Source organism: Leifsonia sp. 10L418 (genome assembly GCF_056395445.1).
The window spans coordinates 252,196-273,173 of record NZ_JBFTJN010000004.1 but is presented as its reverse complement, the minus strand read 5'-3'; the positions used below and the strand labels follow the sequence as shown (position 1 = coordinate 273,173).

General features: G+C 65.1%; 18 protein-coding genes. 2 read left to right on the top strand and 16 right to left on the bottom strand.

The window, feature by feature from the left end; all coding sequences use genetic code 11:
• Nucleotides 1-9: 9 nt before the first annotated feature.
• The 14 genes from miaA to dapA all read right to left on the bottom strand — a co-directional run bounded on the left by miaA (nucleotide 10) and on the right by dapA (nucleotide 15,840).
• Nucleotides 10-960, bottom strand: coding sequence for a tRNA (adenosine(37)-N6)-dimethylallyltransferase MiaA (gene miaA, locus AC1DCF_RS11485; RefSeq protein ID WP_477211133.1), 951 nt, complete (start codon nucleotides 958-960; stop codon nucleotides 10-12).
• Between the two features lies 1 nt (nucleotide 961).
• On the bottom strand, nucleotides 962-2,566 hold the full coding sequence (gene miaB / locus AC1DCF_RS11480; protein WP_477211132.1) for a tRNA (N6-isopentenyl adenosine(37)-C2)-methylthiotransferase MiaB: 1,605 nt from the start codon (nucleotides 2,564-2,566) through the stop codon (nucleotides 962-964).
• 22 nt (nucleotides 2,567-2,588) lie between these two features.
• Entirely contained in the window at nucleotides 2,589-3,353 is a 765-nt protein-coding gene (locus AC1DCF_RS11475; RefSeq protein WP_477211131.1) for a regulatory protein RecX, read from the bottom strand.
• A 51-nt stretch (nucleotides 3,354-3,404) separates the two neighbouring features.
• Nucleotides 3,405-4,520, bottom strand: coding sequence for a recombinase RecA (recA, locus tag AC1DCF_RS11470; RefSeq protein WP_345069140.1), 1,116 nt, complete (start codon nucleotides 4,518-4,520; stop codon nucleotides 3,405-3,407).
• 336 nt (nucleotides 4,521-4,856) lie between these two features.
• Entirely contained in the window at nucleotides 4,857-5,081 is a 225-nt protein-coding gene (locus AC1DCF_RS11465) for a DUF3046 domain-containing protein (protein WP_441789964.1), read from the bottom strand.
• 15 nt (nucleotides 5,082-5,096) lie between these two features.
• Nucleotides 5,097-5,405 carry a helix-turn-helix domain-containing protein gene (locus tag AC1DCF_RS11460; RefSeq protein WP_345069144.1) on the bottom strand — a complete coding sequence of 103 codons (309 nt, stop codon included), beginning with the start codon at nucleotides 5,403-5,405 and terminating at the stop codon, nucleotides 5,097-5,099.
• 146 nt (nucleotides 5,406-5,551) lie between these two features.
• Nucleotides 5,552-6,154, bottom strand: coding sequence for a CinA family protein (locus tag AC1DCF_RS11455; protein ID WP_477211130.1), 603 nt, complete (start codon nucleotides 6,152-6,154; stop codon nucleotides 5,552-5,554).
• Nucleotides 6,147-6,743, bottom strand: a complete 597-nt coding sequence (gene pgsA / locus AC1DCF_RS11450; protein ID WP_441789966.1) for a CDP-diacylglycerol--glycerol-3-phosphate 3-phosphatidyltransferase — start codon at nucleotides 6,741-6,743, stop codon at nucleotides 6,147-6,149. The genes AC1DCF_RS11455 and pgsA overlap by 8 nt, the downstream gene beginning before the upstream one ends.
• A gap of 5 nt (nucleotides 6,744-6,748) precedes the next feature.
• Nucleotides 6,749-9,616 carry an FtsK/SpoIIIE family DNA translocase gene (locus AC1DCF_RS11445; RefSeq protein ID WP_477211129.1) on the bottom strand — a complete coding sequence of 956 codons (2,868 nt, stop codon included), beginning with the start codon at nucleotides 9,614-9,616 and terminating at the stop codon, nucleotides 6,749-6,751.
• Between the two features lie 302 nt (nucleotides 9,617-9,918).
• Nucleotides 9,919-11,199 carry an ABC transporter permease gene (locus tag AC1DCF_RS11440; protein WP_477211128.1) on the bottom strand — a complete coding sequence of 427 codons (1,281 nt, stop codon included), beginning with the start codon at nucleotides 11,197-11,199 and terminating at the stop codon, nucleotides 9,919-9,921.
• Nucleotides 11,196-11,915, bottom strand: a complete 720-nt coding sequence (locus AC1DCF_RS11435) for an ABC transporter ATP-binding protein (protein WP_477211127.1) — start codon at nucleotides 11,913-11,915, stop codon at nucleotides 11,196-11,198. Before AC1DCF_RS11435 ends, AC1DCF_RS11440 begins: the two co-directional genes overlap by 4 nt.
• Nucleotides 11,912-12,979, bottom strand: coding sequence for an efflux RND transporter periplasmic adaptor subunit (locus AC1DCF_RS11430; RefSeq protein ID WP_477211126.1), 1,068 nt, complete (start codon nucleotides 12,977-12,979; stop codon nucleotides 11,912-11,914). The genes AC1DCF_RS11435 and AC1DCF_RS11430 overlap by 4 nt, the downstream gene beginning before the upstream one ends.
• Before the next feature lie 177 nt (nucleotides 12,980-13,156).
• On the bottom strand, nucleotides 13,157-14,833 hold the full coding sequence (locus tag AC1DCF_RS11425) for a ribonuclease J (protein WP_441789971.1): 1,677 nt from the start codon (nucleotides 14,831-14,833) through the stop codon (nucleotides 13,157-13,159).
• Between the two features lie 29 nt (nucleotides 14,834-14,862).
• Nucleotides 14,863-15,840 (bottom strand): 4-hydroxy-tetrahydrodipicolinate synthase, encoded by a 978-nt coding sequence (gene dapA, locus AC1DCF_RS11420; RefSeq protein ID WP_441789972.1) that lies wholly within the window; start codon nucleotides 15,838-15,840, stop codon nucleotides 14,863-14,865.
• 142 nt (nucleotides 15,841-15,982) lie between these two features.
• Here dapA and AC1DCF_RS11415 point away from each other — a divergent pair, with 142 nt between their 5' ends.
• A complete protein-coding gene (locus tag AC1DCF_RS11415) occupies nucleotides 15,983-16,399 on the top strand; it encodes a four-helix bundle copper-binding protein (protein WP_441789973.1) in 417 nt (138 codons plus the stop codon).
• Between the two features lie 68 nt (nucleotides 16,400-16,467).
• Here the strand turns inward: AC1DCF_RS11415 and AC1DCF_RS11410 are convergent, their stop codons facing one another.
• A complete protein-coding gene (locus AC1DCF_RS11410) occupies nucleotides 16,468-16,821 on the bottom strand; it encodes a hypothetical protein (protein WP_477211125.1) in 354 nt (117 codons plus the stop codon).
• A 230-nt stretch (nucleotides 16,822-17,051) separates the two neighbouring features.
• Here AC1DCF_RS11410 and AC1DCF_RS11405 point away from each other — a divergent pair, with 230 nt between their 5' ends.
• The gene (locus AC1DCF_RS11405) at nucleotides 17,052-19,271 is read left to right on the top strand and encodes a S9 family peptidase (RefSeq protein WP_477211124.1); all 2,220 of its coding nucleotides are present in this window, start codon (nucleotides 17,052-17,054) and stop codon (nucleotides 19,269-19,271) included.
• Nucleotides 19,272-19,774: 503 nt separating this feature from the next.
• Here the strand turns inward: AC1DCF_RS11405 and AC1DCF_RS11400 are convergent.
• Nucleotides 19,775-20,956: a M20 metallopeptidase family protein gene (locus AC1DCF_RS11400; protein ID WP_477211123.1), complete on the bottom strand. Its 1,182-nt coding sequence runs from the start codon at nucleotides 20,954-20,956 to the stop codon at nucleotides 19,775-19,777.
• Nucleotides 20,957-20,978 lie beyond the last annotated feature (22 nt).

Genomic DNA, 20,978 nt, shown 5'->3' with positions numbered 1-20,978 from the left:
TGATCCAGTTTAGGTGGCTGCTCTGCCTGAGATGGCGGCTCTGACCCGGCTCTGGTCGACGAGCTGTAGCGCCTGCTCAACGCGGTCGGTGGCCGTCGACGCGATCCATCGGGTGTCGACACCGCGTTTGAACCAGCTCACCTGGCGGCGTGCATAGCGGCGGGTGAGCTGTTGGGTCTGCTCAATCGCTTCCGCTTCGGTCAGCGTGCCGTGCAGCTGACCAAGCGCCTGGGCGTAGCCGATCGCACGGCTGGCCGTGACACCGCGTTCCAGGCCGGCGGGGATCAACTGCTCAACCTCCGCGAGAAGCCCGCTCTCCCACATCCCGAGCACCCGCTTGTCGAGACGCGGCGTCAGTTCGGCCCGCTCGGCCGTGAGCCCGAGCGTGCAGGTCGGACGCCAATAGATGGGTTCGTCGGGCAACGCCGCCGCGTGCGGCTCGCCGGTAATCGCAATCACCTCAAGTGCACGCACCAGACGGCGCCCGTTGCTGGAACCGATCCGGGAGGCGGCGACCGGGTCGATCTCCTTGAGCCGGGCGTAGAGCAGGCCAGGGCCGTCGGTCAGCAGCTCGGCCTCCAGCCGCGCGCGCAGTTCGGGGTCGGTGCCCGGAAACTTGAAGTCGAAGACGACCGAAGACACGTAGAGACCGGAACCGCCGACAAGAATCGGCACGGCGCCGCGCGCGAGGATCTCATCGATCGCACCCCGGGCATCCCGCTGGTAGTTGGCAACGGTCGCCTCATCGGTGACCTCGAGCACGTCGAGAAGGTGATGCGGGATGCCACGGCGTTCGTCAACCGAGAGCTTCGCCGTGCCGACATCCATGCCCCGATAGAGCTGCATGGCGTCGGCGTTGACGATCTCGGCCGGCTGACCACGATCGATCAGCCGTTCGGCGAGGTCGAGCGACAGTTCGGACTTGCCGGTTCCCGTGGGACCGACGATCGCGACAATCAACTCAGCGTTCGGAATCGTCGACAGTGTAAATCGGGATGGTCGTGGCGCCGCCCTGCAGGCGCAGCGACGGGAACCCGAGCGACACCGGGCCGGCAGCGCGCGGAGCACCGGAGGCATCGGCGGTCGTCGGCACGCCACAAGACTCGGCCTGCATGCGGTCCCAGGCATCGCCGGAGATGGTGCGGCGCACCCGCAGCGGGGCGCCGTCGGTCGAATCGGCGATGAGGTGGAACGGGGCCGCCTCGGTGACGACAACGGTCACCATGTCGCCCGGGCGCGGAACCTCGGAGCCCGCCGGAACATCGAAGTGCACCAAACGACTGTCAGGGGCGCGACCACTCATGCGGTGTGTGTCGGCGTCTTTGCGGCCCTCGCCGTTGGCGACGAGCAGCTCGACCTCACGGCCGATCACCGCCTGGTTCTCTTCCCAAGCAATGCGGTTCGTCAGCTCAGCGAGACGTTCGTAGCGCTCCTGCACGACCTCTTTCGGAATCTGGTCGGGCATCGTTGCGGCCGGTGTGCCCGGGCGAATCGAGTACTGGAACGTGAACGCCGTGGCGAAGCGGGCTTCTTCGACGACGCGCAGAGTCGCTTGGAAGTCTTCTTCGGTTTCGCCGGGGAAGCCCACGATGATGTCCGTGCTGATCGCGGCGTGAGGAATCTGGGCGCGCACCCGTTCGAGAATGCCGAGGAATTTCGTTGATCGGTAGGAGCGACGCATCGACTTGAGAATGGCATCGGAGCCCGACTGCAGCGGCATGTGCAGCTGCGGCATCACGGCCGGCGTCTCGGCCATCGCGTCAATCACGTCATCGGTGAAGGCGGCGGGGTGCGGGCTGGTGAAACGGATGCGTTCGAGGCCGGGAATCTTTCCGGCCGCCCGCAGCAGCTTGCCGAACGCCAGGCGGTCGCCGAACTCGACACCGTAGGAGTTGACGTTCTGACCGAGCAGCGTGACCTCGATCGCGCCGTCGTCGACGAGTGCCTGGATTTCGGCCAGAACCTCGCCCGGGCGACGGTCTTTCTCCTTGCCGCGGAGAGCAGGCACGATGCAGAAGGTGCAGGTGTTGTTGCAGCCGACCGAGATGGAGACCCATCCGCTGTAGCTCGAGTCGCGCTTGGTCGGCAGCGTCGACGGGAAGGTTTCGAGAGAGTCGAGAATCTCCAGCTGAGCTTCACCGTTGTGACGGGCACGCTCCAGCAAGCTCGGGAGCGAGCCCATGTTGTGGGTACCGAAGACGACGTCGACCCACGGGGCCTTCTCGAGGATGACGTTCTTGTCTTTCTGGGCGAGGCAACCGCCGACGGCGATCTGCATCCCCTCGTGGCGGCGCTTGACCGAGGCGAGGTAGCCGAGGTTGCCGTAGAGCTTGTTGTCGGCGTTCTCACGCACGGCGCAGGTGTTGATCACGACGACGTCGGCTTCTTCGCCGTTAGCCGAAACGTAGCCGGCGGCCTCGAGAGACCCGGTTAGCCGCTCGGAGTCGTGCACGTTCATCTGGCAGCCGAAGGTGCGCACCTCGTAGGTGCGGGCCTTGCCGTCTGCGTCAACCGCCGCGCTCGAAGGGGCGATCAGGGTGGGGCGTGCCAAAGTCTCACTGCTCATAGTGTGATCTAGTTTACGTTCACTACCTGAACCGAACGCCCGAGGTCTTACCGCTGCCACTTCGCGAGGCCATCGCCGCTTTCACGGCGGCGCGAACCGCCGCCGAGCTGTAGCCCTTGCGCAGCAGAAAACCGGTCAGCCGACGGTCAATTGTCTGATCGTCGAGGCGATCAAGTTGCCGGATGCGTTTGATCGCGAGTTCGCCGGCGCGCTCTGCTTCGTCGTCGGGAAGCTCCTCCAGCTTGGTGAGGATCAGCATCGGATCGATCCCGCGGCGACGCATCTCGGCTTCGACGCCGGATCGGCCGAGGCCTTTGCGCTCATGGTGGCTGTGCACGATCTGGTCGGCGAGCCGGTCTTCATCGATGTAGTGCAGCTCACGGAACCGGTCGATGATCTCCTCGGACTCCCCCGCGTCGATGTCGGTGCCGGCCAAAACAGCGCCGGCTTCCTTCACCGAGAGGGAGCGGCTGCGCAGTTTGCGAAGCAGGAGGTGCTCCGCCTGTTCGCGCACTTCAGCCGGGTCAATCTCCTCGACGGCAGCTTCGTCGTCGAACAGATCACCGTCGGCCTCGTCGGCACCGTCATCAGAGGAGTCGTCGAAAGCCGGCTCGGCATCTCTGCCATCCGCATCGTTCGCGGCGGCCGAGCCCGGCTCAACGTGCCAACCCGGTGTCGCGCGCGGGGTGCGTACCGGAGCCTCACCGGGAAACACGCCGGGGAGGTAGGTCACGGGCGCCAGAGTGGTTTTCTTTGCCGTGTCATCTGCGGGTTCGAAATGAACCATGCCCGTGACCTTCCTTCTCGGTACTGCGTTGTTGCGCGGTTGCGACGCGCGCTACGCGCTCTTGCGCGCCGGGGCCTTGGCGGGTGCGGCCTCGGGAGCACCGGCAGCCTTGGCCGCTGCTGCAGCGGCGGCTGCTTCCTTAGCCGCAGCAGCCTTCGCTGCAATGCCTTCCGGGCCGATGCCGAGCTTGGTCAAGATCTTGGTCTCGATCTCGTTGGCGATGTCCGGGTTCTTGAGCAGGAAGTTGCGGGAGTTCTCTTTACCCTGACCCAGCTGGTCGCCCTCGTAGGTGTACCAGGCGCCCGACTTCTTGACGATCAGGTGCTCGACGCCGAAGTCGATCAGGCTGCCCTCGCGGGAGATCCCGATGCCGTAGATGATGTCGAACTCGGCCTGCTTGAAGGGCGGTGCCATCTTGTTCTTGACAACCTTGACTCGGGTACGGTTACCGACTGCTTCGGTGCCGTCTTTCAGCGTTTCGATGCGACGGATGTCGAGGCGCACCGAGGCGTAGAACTTGAGTGCCTTGCCGCCGGCGGTGGTCTCGGGGCTTCCGAAGAACACACCGATCTTCTCGCGCAGCTGGTTGATGAAGATCATCGTGGTGTTGGTCTGGCTCAGGCCACCGGTCAGCTTGCGGAGTGCCTGTGACATCAGTCGGGCCTGGAGGCCGACGTGGGTGTCACCCATCTCGCCTTCGATTTCAGCGCGCGGCACGAGGGCGGCGACGGAGTCGATCACGATCAGGTCGATCGAGCCGCTTCGCACGAGCATGTCGGCGATCTCAAGCGCCTGCTCACCGGTGTCGGGCTGGGAGACGAGAAGCGCGTCGATGTCGACGCCGAGCTTCTTGGCGTATTCGGGGTCGAGCGCGTGCTCGGCGTCGATGAAGGCGGCGATGCCGCCGTTCTTCTGTGCGTTGGCAATGGCGTGCAGGGTGAGCGTGGTCTTACCCGACGACTCCGGGCCGTAGATCTCGACGATGCGCCCACGCGGCAGCCCGCCAATACCGAGCGCGACATCCAATGCGATCGACCCGGTTGAGATCGTCTCAACGGGCGCACGCTCATCGCTGCCGAGGCGCATGACTGAGCCCTTGCCGAACTGGCGGTCGATCTGGGCGAGTGCAGTTTCAAGTGCTTTTTCGCGGTCTGCTGCTGAGGGCATGTCGGGCTCCTTATTGTCGTGCGTCGGTCGCCTATAGGCTGTCGGATCTGTGAGCGGGGAGGGCCCCACAGCACTGTCTCGACAAGGCAAGTGCAGTCTGTCGTTGACAAAATCGACAGTACGCCGAGCCTCTGACATTGGTCAGAAAGCCCCGCACACCGTGGACGGTTCGTCACCGATAGCTGCTGTTGAGGAGCCTATCAAAACCCGAACACGTATTCGAGAGCAGCCCGGCGTGTCGAAGTGGAAAACTGGACACGCTCGAATCCCTGCCCGTGGGGCAGGCCGACGAACGCGACCACTGCGCGTCTATTTCACGACGACTATTTGGCGCGACTATTTCGCGACGACCGGACGCCCGACGCCGTACCAACGGCTCTCGGGGACATCCGTTTCGGCGCAGAGCGCCAACCACACGTCGCGTGCGGGAACCCCTCCGGAGAGGGCTTGCTCGGCCGTACGCCCGCCGAGCGGGGTCAAGACCAGATCATTCGTGACTACACGGCCGTAGCCGTCACCGAATTCATCGCTGACGGCACGGCGAAATTCGCTCAAACGCATTGTGCGGGCGGGTGCCTAGCGCACCATCATGCCGGCATCGAAGTGAGCAACCAACTCGTCGGGCACGGTGTCGGGAAACCTGTCGATTCCCTCGATTACGGCCAGACGGTCGCCAACCTCACGCATGATGACCGAGATGGGGGTGTCGAGCGCATCTGCAACAGAGGCCAGAATCTCCGAAGAGGCTTCTTTCTGACCGCGTTCGACCTCGCTCAAGTAGCCAAGGGCCACACTTGCTTTACTCGCGACCTGACGCAGGGTACGACCTTTTTGCAGGCGGAAGTCCCTGAGCACATCGCCGATTTCCTGACGAACAAGAATCATCGGAACCTCCTTCTCTTGCCACTCAAACACGGAGGTTCATGTGGCGGATGTTCAACATTACTACGTACATCCGACACTATGACACTACTCACGATGACTGGGCTTTGTTTGTGAATGTGCTGTCTGTAACCGGGACATTACGGGAACTATTCCAGCCCTTCTGGGGCTATCAGCTGACGCACAGCTTCGATTGCCGCGGTCACTGTTTCTGCTCGAATCGTAGTCCTGTCCCCGGCAAGTTGCACCGGGATAGCGAGCGATCCGTTATCTGAGGAGACACCGATGAACACGGTTCCCGGAGCCTGCCCGTCTTGGGGGTCGGGCCCGGCGACGCCGGTGGTGGACACGCCGATATTGGCGCGGACTCCGCCGATGGCGACCGCGGTGCGCACGCCGACCGCCATCTGAATGGCGACATCCGCATGCACCGCTCCGTGCACGGCGAGCAAGCCGCCGTCGACACCGAGCAGGGTGCGTTTGAGTTCGGTGTTGTAGGCCACGATTCCGCCGTTGACCACGACGGATGCGCCAGGGATGCGGATGAGTTCGGCCGTCAGGAGTCCGCCGGTCAGGGACTCGGCGACACCGATGGTGAGGTGTCGGGCGGTGAGGCTTGCAATCAGCTCCGCCGTCTCGTCAAGGGCAGTCGCGTTAGCCGCAGTGGCGCCAGCCGCCGTCGCACCTCCCGACGTCGCACCGAGGCCACGCGGCGCAGCGGGGCCCGCGCTCCCCCCTGAGTGCTTAGGCATCGCGTCGTGACCGGTTCTCGCGTCGGGCGGCCAGCAGGTAGTCGATGCCGGTGACAACGGTGACGACCAGGGCAGCAGCCATCACGACGGCGTTGAGGTAGTGCACCCACTCGCCGAACACGAGCCAGAGCGGCAGGAGGTAGAGCGAGATGGCGACCGCTTGCAGGAGGGTCTTGAGCTTGCCGCCGCGGGAGGCCGGGATGACCCGGTCGCGGAGCATGACGAAGCGGAACACGGTGATGCCGACTTCGCGCACCAGGATGACGATGGTGACCCACCACCACAGCTCGCCGAGGATGGAGAGGCACACTAATGCTCCGCCCGTGAGCACCTTGTCGGCGATCGGGTCAAGCAGCTTGCCGAGATCGGTGACCAGTCCCTGGCGCCGGGCGATGGCACCGTCGATGCCGTCAGTGGCGATCGCCACGATGAAGAGGCCGGCCGCCCACCAGCGCAGCGGGCCGTCTTCTCCGTTGTCGGCCAGCAGCATCCACATGAACAATGGGGCGAGCAGAATGCGAACAACCGTGATGAGGTTGGGGAGGTTCCAGTTGCTGGGAACCGCAGCCGGGACGTTGGGTGAAGCCATCGAAATCAGTCCCTGTCGGTCAAGTTCCAGGCATCCTCGTCGTCGGAGACCTCTACTTCAGGATAGCCCTCCGACATGCGGGAGACCGGGTCTTCGGCGTACCGGGGATCCGGCGCCTCGGGCGGTGCAGCGGCCGGGGTGGCCAGGGCGTGCTGCTCGGCGTCGGACCCGCGCAGACGCGCCAGCACGGCGGGCAACTGCTCGGCGTTGACGAGCACGTCGCGAGCCTTCGAGCCCTCGGACGGGCCAACGATTTCGCGGGATTCGAGCAGGTCCATCAGGCGGCCCGCCTTGGCGAATCCGACGCGCAACTTGCGCTGCAGCATCGAGGTCGAGCCGAACTGGGTCGACACGATGAGCTCCGCCGCCGCGAGCAACAGCTCGAGGTCGTCGCCGATGTCGGAGTCGATCTCCTTCTTCGCGGCGCTCACCGCGACATCCGCCCGGTACTCGGGCCGGGCCTGACGGGTGACGTGAGCGACGACCTTCTCGATCTCGGCCTCGTTGACCCAGGCACCCTGCACGCGCACGGCCTTCGACGCACCCATCGGCAGGAAGAGGGCGTCGCCCTGCCCGATCAGCTTGTCGGCGCCCGGCTGGTCGAGGATGACCCGGGAGTCCGTGACGCTGGTCACGGCGAAGGCGAGACGCGACGGAACGTTGGCCTTGATCAGACCGGTGACGACGTCGACGCTGGGGCGCTGGGTGGCGAGCACCAAGTGAATTCCGGATGCGCGGGCCAGCTGGGTGATGCGCACGATCGAGTCTTCGACGTCGCGCGGGGCGACCATCATGAGGTCGGCGAGCTCGTCGACGACGACGAGAAGGTAGGGGTAGGGCTTGAGCGTGCGCTCGCTCCCCTGCGGCAACACGATCTCGTTGCCGACGACGGCCTTGTTGAAGTCGTCGATGTGGCGGAAGCCGAAGCTGGCCAGGTCGTCGTACCGCATGTCCATCTCTTTGACCACCCAGGCGAGCGCTTCGGCCGCCTTCTTCGGGTTGGTGATGATAGGCGTGATGAGGTGCGGGACGCCGGCATAGGGCGCGAGCTCGACCCGCTTGGGGTCGATCAGCACCATGCGCACCTCGCTCGGCTGAGCGCGCATCAGCAGGCTCGTGATCATCGAGTTCACGAAGCTGGACTTACCCGAACCAGTGGAACCGGCCACCAGGAGGTGGGGCATTTTTGCGAGGTTGGCGACCACATAACCGCCGCCGACGTCTTTGCCGACACCGATGGTCATCGGGTGCGAGCTGTTCGTGGCGGCACCGGAGCGCAGCACATCGCCGAGGGTGACGATCTCACGGTCGGTGTTCGGAATCTCGATGCCGATGGCGCTCTTGCCGGGGATCGGCGAGAGGATGCGCACCTCGTTCGAGGCGACCGCGTAGGAGAGGTTCTTGCTGAGCGCGGTGACGCGTTCGACCTTGACGCCCGGGCCGAGCTCGATCTCGTACTGGGTGACGGTCGGACCGCGGGAGAATCCGGTGACCTTGGCGTCGACGTTGAACTGGCGCAGCACCTCGGTGATCGACTTGACGATGTCGTCGTTCGCCTCTGACCTGGCCTTGGCCGGGGGGCCGGCCACGAGGGTGGCAGCGTTCGGCAGTTGGTAGGGGGCCATCGGTTGCGATGACGACACCAGCTGGCGCATCCCCTCGCCGTCGGGGTCGTCGAGAGACTCGAAACCAGGAAGCTCGTCGGTGAGTTCTGACTCGTCGTCGGAGTGCAGGCCGATCGCCGGGTTATGCACCGCGGTGTCGGGAACGAGGCTCTTGACTGCGGCCTCTGCCTTGGTCAGGTCGCCCAGAACGTTGAGCACCTCGGTGCCGGCGTAGTCCGGTTCGACCGGGTGCGGGGTGTGCGGAACCCGCGGGGTCTCGGGTTCAAGCGCGCTGTCGAAGCCGCCGCGGGAGTCTCCGGCGCCGCCGCCGAGCAGAACGCTCATCGGGTCGGCGTCGTGACCGCCGGCATCCGGATCGGTCACCATGGCACCCCCGAAATCGGGGTCTTCTTCGCGCTTGCTCGTGTTGCGGCGCCACCACGGCAGGGCGTTCGGGTCTTCGTCGCCGTCGCCATCGATGCCGTCGAGTTCGATCTGAGCGGTCTTCTCGAGTTTGGCCGCCTTCGCCGCCTGACGCTCGTCGGCGTCGGGCAGTTGGGCGCCAAACAGCCACGCATAGAGTTCGCGGGCGCGTTCACCGATCTTGTTCGGCGGGGTCTTGGTGATGATGAAGAGGCTGAGCACCAGCAACAGGATGACGATGGCCGTTGCACCGATCGAGGTGGTGAGCAGAATCAGCGGGGCAGCAACCATCCAGCCGATGACGCCGCCGGCCGCCGCGAGCATATTCATGCCGTCGCTGGGTTCCGGCTGGCCGCCGAAGATGTGGCAGAGCCCGGAGACAGAGACAAGCAGCAGGGAGAGACCGATGCCGATGCGCCCGTTGTCGTGCACCGAACTGGGTTTGCGGAACAGCCAGATCGCGAAGATCAGCATGATCACGGGCAGGGCGAAGGCGACCCGGCCGAAGAGTCCGCCGAAGGTGTAGGCGTCGAGGTTCTGGGCGACCTCGTTGTTGATGAGGAACCATTCGATCACAGCGCCGAAGATCGACAGGAGCACGAGGAAGAAGGGCAGGCCGTCGCGGCGCTCGTCTTTCTGCAGCTTCTCGGGTCCGAGGGCGCGCGCAGCGCCGCCGGCGAGGTGTGCCAGCGCCATCCAGATGCGCACCAACAGGGCCGGTTTCGGCTCTGCAGCCGGAAACTTCACGGTCTTCGCGGTTGCTGTTTTGTTCGCCGGCTTGCGCGCGGTGCCGCCTGACGCAGGCGTGCTGCGCGCACGACCGGTCGACTTAGTGCTCGTAGCCATGGAATCAACGGTACCGCCGCCCGCCGACATTGGCAGTTTCCCACGCCCGCGATCCGTGTCTGCGGGGGCGTGGCGCGGCGTGTCGGCATCCGTCGTGCGCACCATGTGCCGCGCGTGCGCTTGAATCGTCGCCCCCAGATGCCCGAGGCGACGATTCAAGCGCACGCGTCGAGGCTGTCCGGTATCCGTCACCCGCAAGTGCGGGCACATGGTCGATATCCAGAGCCGGATAGCGACCATGTGAACGCACTAGCGAGAAGGAAACGACGATTCAGCGCGAAATGAGAGCGACGAGGCGTCGGCTAGTAGCGGATGGCGTCGATCACCTTCACGCGCACCGCCACGAGCGCAGGCAACAAGCCGGCGAGGGCTCCGACCACTGTCGCGCAGACGAGTCCGAGAATTGCCGCCTCGATGGGGAATGGCGGGAAGTCAGTCACCATGCCCTGGCCGATGAAGTTCTCGACCAAGGGGTTCTTGACGATCAACACGGCTGCGATCACACCGAACACGCCGGCGACGAATGTCGCGACCACGCTCTCCATCATCACCGAGAAGAACACCCGACCTGCGGTCGCCCCGAAGCTTCGCCGGATCCCGATCTCCCGAATCCGCTGCTTGAGCGAGACGAGGGCGATATTGACCAGGCCGAGCGCCCCGAGGAGCAACACCAGACCCGCCACTCCCCCGACCATGAGCTTCATCGGGAGGAAGGGATCCATGCCGTCGTTATAGGCGGCGTAGTCCTGCCGATTCACGCTCACCGACGCGCCGGCCCCGAGCGCTCCTTGGATATCCCGTTGCAGAGCGGTGGTGAGTTCGACCGCCGACTCGGGCGGAACCCAGGCTTCGTACGTGGGAGGCTGAGTGCCGAACGAGTTCATCATGCCGCCGTCGATTGCCATGCCACCGCCGCCGCCGGGCGCCGCAGTGGTGGCGGGCACGAGCGCTTGCATCGCGTCGGCCAGCAGGTAGAGCGCCGGTTCGGTCTCCCACGACATCGACGGATAGACGCCGATGACGACGGCCGTCGTGTTCTGCTGTCCTACCAGGGTGGTGGTCGGATGCGTCGCCAAATCGGGCCGACCGATGCGGTCGTAGTACACCGAGTTCACGACGACCGCCGGAGCGAGCCGCTGGGCGTCGTCGGCACTGAACCAGGATCCTTCGCTGAGGCGCACCCGATGCATCTCGCGGTACGACGGGTCGACGCCCTTAGCCTGGGCATTCACCGCGCCATCGGCGAACTGAATGAGCTGGGTCCCGGAGATCATGCGACTCGAATAGGTGATGTCGTAGCGTTCCAACGCCGACGTCCAGGCCGCGTTCATCGTCTCGGGACTCGGCGTGCTGCCGTCACCCATCGACGCGTTCACGCTCAGGTTGGCCGGGCGCCCGCCATACGTTTCGTTCTGCTCCTGCATGGACTGCCCGGCGACGGCACCGAGGCCGACCACCGTGGTGATTGCGCACACGGCCACGGCCACCCCGATCAGGGAGAGCATGACGCGCGTTTTGTGGATGCGCACTTCCTGCCAGGCCTCGGCGAAGGCGCCAACAGTCCCGCTCAGAAAGCGCTTCATGCCATCACCGCCGGGGCAAGTGCCGGCACATACGACTCGACCGAAGTCAGCACGCCGTGATCGAGCCGAAAGTGAGTCTGCGAGAGAGCGGCGATCGCCGGGTCGTGCGTGATCGTCACGAGAGCGGCGCCCGAGGCCGTCGCGACCTCATCGAGCAGTTCCATCACCGTTGCACCGGTCTCCAGGTCGAGCGCTCCGGTCGGCTCATCGGCCAAGATCAGCCGCGGGCCACGCACCAACGAACGCGCGATGGCAACACGCTGTTGCTCGCCACCCGATAGCTTGTCCGGCATCGCGCTCGCGCGATTGCCAAGACCGACACGCTCCAGCATCTCGCCCGCTATCTTCGCGCGCTTCCAGAACTGGCGTCCTTCGGCGTAGAGCAGTGGGGTCATCACGTTCTCGAGCGCCGTACGCCCCTGCAAGAGGTTGAACTGCTGGAAGATGAAGCCGACATCGCGCCCTCTGGCCCGGTCTCTGGCATTCGCCGAGAGTGATTTCACTGGCTTCTCATCAAAGAACATCTCGCCCGTCGTCGGGTTGTCGAGGAGGCCGAGAAGGTTCAACAAGGTGGACTTGCCCGATCCGGAGCGGCCCACGATCGAGACTCGGTCGCCGACCGACACCTCCAGGTTGACTCCGCTCAGGATCGTCAAGGGCGGAGCATCAATCAGCTGGACCGTGCGGGTCACTTCTTCCAGACGCAGCAGGCTCAACCCGACACCGCCATGTTGCCGGGGCAGGTCAAGCTTCCGTCAGGACCCGTGATGCAGCCGTTCGCATCCGGTGCGACGGCGCCCGGCACGAATTGGTTGATCAGGTCGCCCTCGGCGAGTCCCTCGACGACCTGCACGTTGGTGCCGTCGCTCATCCCCAGCGTCACCGGCTTCTCCTCGGCCGCGCCCTTGGCATTCACCAGCCAGACCACACCGGTTTCGGCGGAGCCCTTGACCGCGGTCGTCGGCACGACGAGCACGTTCTCAGCCTTGCCGCCGGCGATGGTGATCTGTGCGGCGAGTCCGGGGAACACAGTGATGTCGCTCGGAATCGCACAGCGCACGGTCGTTGCCGATCCGCCGCCGCTTCCGCCGCCGGTTGGCGCTCCCGGGGCGCCGGGCGTGGTTCCGCTGTCGGCGCCGGCGAGCGGTGTTGTGATGGTGAGGCCGGTGCAGGTGAAGGGGGCCGGGCCGTTGGTGATGGCAATGGATGCCTCGGTCGGCTGAGTGAGCAGGCGGTACTGCTGGTCGGGGCTGAGCGAACCGCTCACCGAGAAGGTGGGCGGGGCGATCTGACCGCCGGTCTCCCCCACGGCGACGGCCTGACCCGACAGGACGGTGAGCGAGCTGAGCACGCCGGTGATGGGTGCGTAGACCTTGGCGAAGGTGACCGTGGGACGCGGCTGCGTCATCCCGGTGACGTTGCCCGCGGCATCCTTCGTCTCGACCGGCTCGTTGATCTTCTCGACCTTGATGTCGTAAAGCTTGTCACCGGCGTTGACCTGCTGGCCGGCCTGGGCGAAGACCTCGTCGACGGTGCCGGCGCCGGTCGCCCGAACGGCAACGGCGGGGTCAGCCTGCACGGTGCCCGGCAGGGTGACGTCGTTGACGATGCTGCCGAGCGCCACGGGAATCTGCGGTTCGACGATCTGGCCCGTCGGCACGGCGGGGTCACTGGCCTCCGCGCTGTCGGGGAAGAATGCCACCTTCACCAGTGCGATGGCGATGGCCGCCACCAAAACCAACCGAATGATCGGAAAAACCCATTTACGCGCGACGCTCAAACCGTGCCCCCAAAGTAGTGATTGGGTCGATCCTATGGGCCGGGCGCGCCGAAACTCGGCCATTCGCGCGGATATCAGCCTTGAGGATGACCCCGTCGAAGCGGAGGGATGACGTCGTTAACGAAAGCTGCCGACCCCGGTCGAAACCGGGGTCGGCAGCAGTTCAGTGAGTGAGGGTTACGCCTCGATCACCAGGGGGACGATCATCGGGCGACGACGGAACGTCACGTTCACCCAACGGCCGGCAACGCGGCGCACCGACTGTGCGAGAGCGTGCGTGTCGCGCACACCGTTGCCGGCGGCCTCGGCCAGCGCAGCCTCGATCTTCGGCTTGAGGGCATCGAAGACTGAGTCGTCCTCGGCGAAGCCCTTGGCGTGAATTTCGGGACCGGTGATGACCTTGCCGTTGGCCTTGTCCACCACGACGATGATCGAGATGAAGCCTTCTTCGGCGAGGATGCGGCGATCCTTGAGGTCGGCATCCGTGATCTCACCGACGGTGGAACCGTCGACGTAGACGAAGCCGAGGTCAAGCTGACCGACGACCTTGGCGACACCGTCGTGCAGGTCGATGACGGTGCCGTCTTCAGCGAGGAACGTGTTCTCGCGGGGCACGCCGCTCTCCACTGCGATGTTCGCGTTGGCGACCAGGTGACGGTATTCGCCGTGCACCGGAAGAACGTTCTTCGGCTTCAGGATGTTGTACACGTAGAGCAGTTCGCCGGCGGCAGCATGTCCGGAGACGTGCACCTTGGCGTTGCCCTTGTGCACCACGTTGGCGCCGAGCTTGATCAGGCCGTCGATGATGCGGTAGACCGCGTTCTCGTTGCCGGGGATCAGGCTGGAGGCGAGGATGACGGTGTCGCCCTGGCCCACCTCGATCTGGTGGTCGCGGTTGACCATGCGGGCCAGAACGGCCATCGGCTCGCCCTGGGAACCGGTGGACATGTAGACGATCTTGTTGTCCGGAATGTTCCCGGCCTTCTTGAAGTCGACCAGCACGCCTTCTGGCACCTTGAGGTAGCCCAGGTCGGCGGCGATGGTCATGTTGCGCACCATCGAGCGACCGAGCAGTGCGACGCGGCGACCGTTGGCGTGTGCGGCGTCAAGAACCTGCTGCACGCGGTGCACGTGGCTGGAGAAGCTGGCCACGATGACCCGGCGCGGGGCGCGGGCGATGACGTCTTCGAGAACCGGACCGATCGAGCGTTCGGTCGGCGTGAAGCCGGGAACGTCGGCATTGGTCGAGTCGGAGAGGAAGATGTCGATTCCCTCTTCGCCGAGACGCGCGAAGTCGCGCAGGTCGGTGAGGCGGCCGTCGAGCGGCAGCTGGTCCATCTTGAAGTCACCGGTGTGCAGCACGGAGCCGCCGTCAGTGAAGATGGCCACGGCCAGCGCGTCGGGGATCGAGTGGTTGACCGCGACGAACTCGAGATCGAACGGGCCGATCTTCTCTTCCTGGCCGCCGGTGACCTGCAGGGTGTACGGCTTGATGCGGTGCTCTTTGAGCTTCGCTTCGATGAAGGCGAGGGTGAGCGCGGAACCGATCAGCGGAATGTCGGCGCGCAGCTTCAGCAGGTAGGGAACCGCGCCGATGTGGTCTTCGTGACCGTGCGTGAGCACGATGCCGAGGATGTCTTTCAGACGGTGCTTGATCGGCGTGAAGTCGGGCAGGATCAGGTCAACACCGGGCTGGTGTTCTTCGGGGAACAGCACGCCGCAGTCGACGATCAAGATTTTGCCGTTGATCTCGAAGGTCGTCATGTTGCGACCGATCTCGCCGAGACCACCGATCGGGATGATGCGAAGTGTGTCCGGTGCAAGTACCGGCGGGTCGTATACGTCGTTGGGCATATGCCCTCCTCAGGTGTTTATGTGCGCGTTCAGCGTGTAGTGCCGGCCACCTTCGGCAACGCGCCACCAGCGGCGGCGTTGCGGTCGGGCCGGAAGTTGGAAAAGTCGACGCCGGGAATGTTCTTCACGAGGTCGATCTCGTCTTCGATCTGTGCGGCTTCCCATTCTTCGGGGCCGACCAGCGGAAGACGAACGCGCGGGCTCTGGATGCGTCCGAGTCCGTGCAGGATGTACTTGGCCGCGACGGTGCCGGGCACGTGAGTCATCACGGCGCGCACGAGCGGTTCGAGCTGCTTGTGGGCAGCGGTGGCCGCCTTGAGGTCGCCGGCGTTGACCGCGTCGACCATCTGGCGGTAGGGGGTGGCTGCGATGTTCGCGGTGACACCGATCAGGCCGGTGGCACCGATCGAGAGGTGCGGCAGCACGTTGGGGTCGTCGCCGGAGAAGTACATCAGGTCGGTCTGGTTCAGCACGCGGCTGACCTGTGCCAGATCGCCCTTGGCGTCTTTGACCGCGAGGATGTTCGGGTGCTTCGCCGCACGCAGAATCGTCTCGTAGTTGATCGGGATGCCGGTGCGGCCCGGGATGTCATAAAGGATGACCGGGAGGTCGGTCGCGTCGGCGATCATGCGGAAGTGGGTGAGCACACCCGCCTGGGTCGGCTTGTTGTAGTACGGCGTGACGATCATGTTGCCGTCGGCGCCGGCCTTCTCGCTCTGCTTGGCGAGGTGGATGGCGTGGGCGGTTTCGTTGGAACCGCCACCGGTGATGATTTTTGCGCGGCCGGCGGCGACATCCTTGCCCACCTCGACCAGACGGATCTTCTCCGGGTCGGTCAGCGTCGACGTCTCCCCTGTCGTACCGGTGACGACGATGCCATCGGCACCGGCGTTGATGACGTCGTCGATGTGCTTTTCGACGTCAGACCAGTTCACCTCACCATCGGCGGTGAATGGAGTCACCAGAGCAACGAGCACCTGACCAAAGGGATTAGAAGAAGTAGACACAATTTACAGGGTATCGGTTCACAGGCCCTCTCGTGACTGCTGACTTTGTCAGGTGCCCGGCGTAGCATCCGAAGTAGGTAGAAACGCACGACAGAGTGTCGGCAACCGTCGGTGCTCTCGGTCAACAGTGGGAGACACCGATATGAATATGGCAATGCAAATGATGGAGATGCACGCCGCCGAAATGCCGGCGACGGGCATGGACATGGCGATGATGCAGGAGTGCATCGAAGCCTGTGCGGCCTGCGAACAGGCCTGCACGATGTGCGCCAGCTCGCTCATGGGCGACGAGATGATGAAATGCAGAAGCATGTGCATGAACTCGGCGGACATGGCGAACATGATGATGCGGATGATGATGCGTCCGGCCGGCATGCACGCCCCGAGCATGATGACGGCGCTGCAGGCGACGATGTCAATGAGCAACGCCTGCGCCGACGAGTGCATGATGCACGCGGAGACGAGCGATGACGCCAAGATGTGCGCCGACGTGAACCGCGAGCTCGCCGCATGCTGCCAGAAGATGATGGACGCTATGGGGATGATGCCGACGAGCTAGCCAGACTGAGCAGACCGATGTCGCTCGCTAGTCGAGCAACAGTCACGTGCACAGACGGATGTCGCTCGTTAGTCGAGCGACGTCACCAGAACATTGAACCGCTCCTGACCCACGGCGAGCGCGTGGTAGAGCGCGTGCACGGCGACGGGTTCGCCGATCGACAGTGCGGAGCCGAGGTCGCGGTGGTTCCAGAGCCAGAGCGTTTCAACGTTCTGGTTTTCAGCGCCGAGCAACTCCACCCCGATCCAGCCATCGGTACCGAGGTGGCTGACGAATCCGTCGCGCCATTTGCTCGGGGTCGCAGCGGTCACCCGGTTCTGCAGGTCGTTTCCCGCGTGTCCGGCACCGTGGCTGAGGCAGGATTCGCCAGCGCTGCTGTCGCACTGCATAACCTGTCGTACTCCTGGTGTGAGATTGGTCATCCTGACCTCCTGTCCGGTGTCTGCTCCGGCGATAGTTCGCCCGAGACGGTGTTGACGATGTGATGAAGCTGAACTGTGAACCATTGATTGTGTGAAAACCAATATCGACGAGTGTAGGTTTTCGAAGCTGAACATTCACTCGGTGATGTCACACAACGAAACATAAACGAGCGTCGCTCAGTTCTCACGAGGCGGCCCACACGGGGCGGCTGCGAAGTACGCTGATTCACATGATCATTCCTCCGGTCGCAGCGAAGAAGCCCGTGGAACGGGTTCACCACAATGACGTCTACGTCGACAACTATGAGTGGTTGCGTGACAAGGAGAGTCCTGAGGTCATCGCTCATCTCGAGGCCGAGAATGAGTACACCGATGTGCGGACCGAGCACCTCACTCTCCTGCAGGAGCAGATCTTCGAGGAGATCACCGACCGCACCCAGGAGACCGATCTCAGCGTTCCCGTACGACGCGGAGAGTGGTGGTACTACACCCGCACAGTCGAAGGGCTGGAATACGGCATTCACTGCCGGGCGCCGATCAGCGGGCCAGAAGACTGGGATCCCCCCGTGGTCTCCCCCGCCACCGCCGCGACGGTGCACGGCCAGACCGACGGCATGCCGGCGGTTCCCGGCGAGCAGGTGCTGCTCGATGACAATGCCGAAGCGGCCGCACACGACTTCTATTCGCTCGGCAGCTTTGACCTGAGCTCCGACGGCGGCCTCCTGCTCTACGGCGTCGACACGGAGGGTGACGAGCGGTACACGCTGCGCATCCGGGACATCGACCCCACCCGCATCCGTCGCCCCGACAGCGTGGGCGACGACGACACCGACACCGTCGATCTGTCGGCCGACAATCTGACCGATGAGATCCCGGGCACCGCGGCCGGGGCCATGTTCGACCGCAGCGGCCGCTACGTCTTCTACACGACGGTCGACGAGGCTTGGCGGCCCGACACCGTGTGGCGCCACGAGATCGGCACGCCCCGCGAGACGGATGTCTCGGTCTTCCATGAGCCCGACGAACGGTTCTGGGTCGGCGTCGGCCGCACCCGCAGCCGCGCCTACCTCGTGATCGAAGCCGGCTCGAGCGTGACGAGTGAGACGCGCCTGCTCGCATCCGATGACCCGACCGGCGAGTTCGCGGTGGTCTGGCCGCGCCGCGAGGGCGTGGAGTACGACGTCGAGCATGCGGTGATCGGCGGCGAAGACCGCTTGCTGATCGTGCACAATCACAACGCGGTGAACTTCGAACTGGTCAGCGTTGCTGCCGCCGACCCGCAGGGCACCGCGCTCACGATGCTGCCGCACAACCCGGCGGTGAGGCTGGAAAGCGTCGACGCTTTTCGTGATTTCGTGGTGGTCGAGTACCGCTCGGAGGGTCTCACCCGGGTGGCGATCGCCCGACGCGACGACAAGAAGAAGATCGGCCTCACCGAGCTCAAGTTCACCGAGGCGCTGTATTCGGTCGGCGCCATGGGCAATCCCGAATGGGAGCAGCCGACGATCCGGCTCAACTACACGAGCTTCGTCACCCCGTCGACGGTCTACGACGTGGTCGTGGCCACCGGCGAGCGCCGACTGCGCAAGCAGCAACCGGTGCTCGGCGGGTACGACCCCACGTTGTTCGAGCAGCGTCGTGAGTGGGCGACCGCGACCGATGGCACACGCATCCCGATCTCGCTGGTCTACCGGCGCGATCTCGTCACCCCCGGTGTGCCCGCCCCGACCCTGCTCTACGGCTACGGCGCCTATGAGCACAGTGTCGACCCGGGCTTCGGGATTTCGCGGCTCAGCCTGCTCGACCGGGGCATGATCTTCGCTGTGGCCCATGTGCGCGGCGGCGGAGAGATGGGCCGGCTCTGGTACGAGAGCGGCAAGAAGCTGCACAAGCGCAACTCGTTCACCGACTTCGCCGACTGTGCCGAGCACCTCATCGACGCGGGCTACACCGAGGCCGACCGGCTGGTGGCCGATGGCGGCAGCGCGGGCGGACTGCTGGTCGGCGCCGTCGCGAACATGACCCCGCATCTGTTCTCGGGGATCCTGGCCGGAGTGCCGTTCGTCGACCCGCTCACGTCGATCCTCGACCCCGCACTGCCGTTGACCGTGATCGAGTGGGACGAGTGGGGCGATCCCCTGCACGACCCCGAGGTCTACTCGTACATGAAGTCCTACTCGCCGCTTGAGAATGTGCGGGAGACTCACTATCCGCGCATCCTCGCCACGACGAGCCTCAACGACACGCGCGTGCTCTACGTGGAGCCCGCGAAGTGGGTGGCCAAGCTGCGCGAGGTGAACGCGGATGTACTGCTGAAGACCGAGATGTCCGCCGGGCACGGCGGGGTCTCTGGCCGGTACAACGCGTGGCGGGAGCGGGCGTTCGAGTACGCCTGGGTCATCGACGCGGCGGGTGCGCATCCGACGGGCGAGGAGCGCACCTTCTCGTAGGCGAGGCTCGTCGCACCCGTCACGCCGGTCGCGTCCGTCGCACCTGTCACGCCGCGAGCCATTCTTGTCTCCTGTGTGCGCGCAAATCGTCGCCCGACGACACCGGGAGGCGACGATTTGAGCGCACGCACGGGATGTCGGCCAACGATTGCGCGACCCGCGCAGCCGCATCCGTCGTATGCCACCCATCGTCAGTCGCGAGTCAGACCACCTTTGTTCCGCGAGTGCGTTCAAATGGCCGCTCTGACCAATCGCATAGCGACCGTGTGAACGCACTCGCGAACAGAGGCGCGCCACTCGCGTCATTTACGCCACTCGCGTCACTCGCGTCACTCGCGTACCGGCCGACACACACGACACACACCTACCGACGGAACGGCTTCTTCCCGCTCCGCGGTTGAACCATTCGACGGAGATTTTGCCGAGTTCGCCCGCAATACGGCCGAAACTCGGCGATTTCGTGAAAATCTCCGTCGAATGGGAGAGGTCGCTGGGCAGACCGGCTAGCGCGCCACCAGCTCCGCAGTTGCCGCATACGCCGCCGCAAAGACCCGGGCGACGGATGCCACGGCCTCGTCGTCGGGGCAGAAGTCGGCGCTGTGCAGCGAGAGCCCCTCGCGATGCGACTCGGTGCCGAGGAACATCATCAGGCTCGGGTACAGGTCGCTGTAGAACGAGAAGTCGTCGGACCCGCAGGAGCGCATCGGATCGATCACTTCGAATCCCTCGGCACGCAGCAAGGGGTCGACTACGGCGACCAGGCCAGGGTCGTTGCGAAGCACCGGCTCCCCCGAGGTCAGCTCGAGCCGGGCGGTGCAGTGGTGAGCCTCCGCGACATGCGAGACGAGCGCGGCCAGCTCGCGGGCGATCAGGTCGCGGTCCTCATAGTTCGTGGTGCGGATCGAGCCCGTCGCAGACGCGGTCGTCGGGATGACGTTCGCCGCGTTGCCCGACAGCACGCTGCCGAAACTCAGCACCGCCGGGTGCATCGGGTCGATGCGACGGCTGACGATAGTCTGCGCCGCGGTGATGATGCTTGCGAGGGCAACGATGGGGTCGGCCGTCTTGTGCGGGTAGGCCGCGTGCCCGCCGCTGCCCTCGACCACGATCTTGAACTCGTCGGACGCCGCGTTGACGACTCCCGCCCCGGTCGTGACCGATCCGCGCGGCACATTCGGGTGCACATGCACGCCGATGACCGAGCGCACATCGTGCGCCTCGAGCAGCCCGCTGGCCACGATGTCCTTCGCCCCCGACGGGTACGACTCCTCGCGCGGCTGGAAGATGAAGAGCAACGCGACCGGCAGGTCGACCTGCATCGCCGCCTTGGCCAGCGCAACGGCGCCGGCGATGTGGACGTCGTGGCCGCAGGCGTGCATCGCCCCGGTCGTCGATGCGAAGGCCGCACCGCTCTGCTCGCGCACCGGCAGGGCGTCGAGCTCGGCTCGGATGCCGATGGCCGGGCCGGTGGCCGGGCCGATTCGCACGAGCCGACCCGTCTCGGCGACAGTCTGCTCCCCCACGACGCCGAGCGCCGCGATCACGGCGTCGGCGGTCGGTCCCTCGTGGCCCGACAGCTGCGGGTCGCGGTGGATCTCGTGCCGGAGGGCGACGGCGGCCGGGATCTGATCGTCGATCAGGGAAAGGAGAAGCGTCAGGTCAAGCTGGGAGGTGGTGCTTGTCATCGGTAGCCTTTGGTTCGATTCA